This is a genomic window from Actinokineospora sp. (assembly GCF_050699995.1).
Classification (GTDB): domain Bacteria; phylum Actinomycetota; class Actinomycetes; order Mycobacteriales; family Pseudonocardiaceae; genus Actinokineospora.
Genome location: NZ_JBOHGC010000238.1, coordinates 1 through 1377, shown reverse-complemented (window position 1 = coordinate 1377; position 1377 = coordinate 1). Strand labels below are relative to the sequence as shown.

The following is a 1377-nucleotide window of genomic DNA, read 5'->3' as shown; positions in this document are numbered from 1 at the left end:
GGCGGCACCTGGTACTGGAACCGCTACCCGGGGGCGCGGTTCGATTCCGAGAGCTGGACCTACGGCTATTCCTTCTCCGACGAGATCCTGCGCGAGTGGGAGTGGAGCGAGCACTTCGCGGCGCAGCCGGAGACGCTGCGCTACTGCAACTTCGTGGCCGACAAGCTCGACCTCCGTCGCGACATCGAGTTCAACTGCCGGATCAAGTCTGCCGCCTACGACGAGGCCGCGAACCAGTGGGAGATCGAGAGCGAGGACGGCCGGCGGGCGCGGGCGCGGTTCCTGATCACCGCGATCGGGCCCCTGTCGGTGCCGACCATGCCGACCATCCCGGGCGTGGAGAGCTTCCGCGGCGAGTCCTACCATACCGGCACCTGGCCGCACGAGCCGGTCAGCTTCGCGGGGAAGCGCGTCGCGGTGATCGGCACCGGGGCCACCGCCGTGCAGGCGATCACCGAGATCACCAAGACGGTCGGCCACCTCACGGTGTTCCAGCGCACGCCGAACTGGTGCGCGCCGCTGCACAACCGCCCGATGGATGCGGCCACGCAGGCGCGCATCAAGGCGACCTACCCAGAGATCTTCGCGCTCTGCCGCGAGTCCTTCGGCTGCTTCATCCACCAGGCCGACCCGCGCAACGCGCTCGAGGTGAGCCCGGAGGAGCGCGAGGCGTTCTACGAGAAGCTCTACGGCGCGCCCGGCTTCGGGATCTGGATGGGCAACTTCCGGGACGTGCTGATCAACCAGGAGGCCAACGCCACCATCACCGAGTTCATGCGCCGGAAGATCCGCTCGCGGGTCAAGGACCCGAAGGTGGCGGAGAAGCTGATCCCGACGAACCACGGCTTCGGCACCCGCCGGGTGCCGCTGGAGAGCGGGTACTACGAGGTCTACAACCAGCCGAACGTGCGGCTGGTCGATCTGCGCGAGACGCCGATCGAGCGGATCACGCCGGCCGGGGTCAAGACCAGCGCGGCCGAGTACGAGGCCGACATGATCATCTACGCCACCGGGTTCGACGCGGTCACGGGGGCGTTCGACCGCATCGACCTCCGCGGCCGGGGCGGCCGGCGACTGCGGGACAAGTGGGCGGAGGGGCCCCGCACCTATCTCGGCCTGCAGATCGAGGGCTTCCCCAACCTGTTCACCCTGGTCGGGCCGCACAACGCCGCGACCTTCTGCAACATCCCGCGCTGCATCGAGCAGAACGTGGACTGGGTGACCGCGCTCATCGGGCACATGCGCGAGAAGGGCCACGCCCGCGTCGAGGCCACCCCCGACGCGGAGCGCGACTGGACCCAGCACGTGCACGACAGCGGGCGGCGCATGCTGTTCACCCAGGTCGATTCCTGGATGATGGGCATCAACTCCAACGTG

1 protein-coding gene is annotated in these 1377 nt (G+C 68.6%); it reads left to right on the top strand.

What is annotated here, in order from left to right; all coding sequences use genetic code 11:
* Positions 1 to 1377 (top strand): flavin-containing monooxygenase (locus ACRDSQ_RS12675; RefSeq protein ID WP_431421159.1); only part of this gene is annotated, 1377 nt, incomplete at both ends.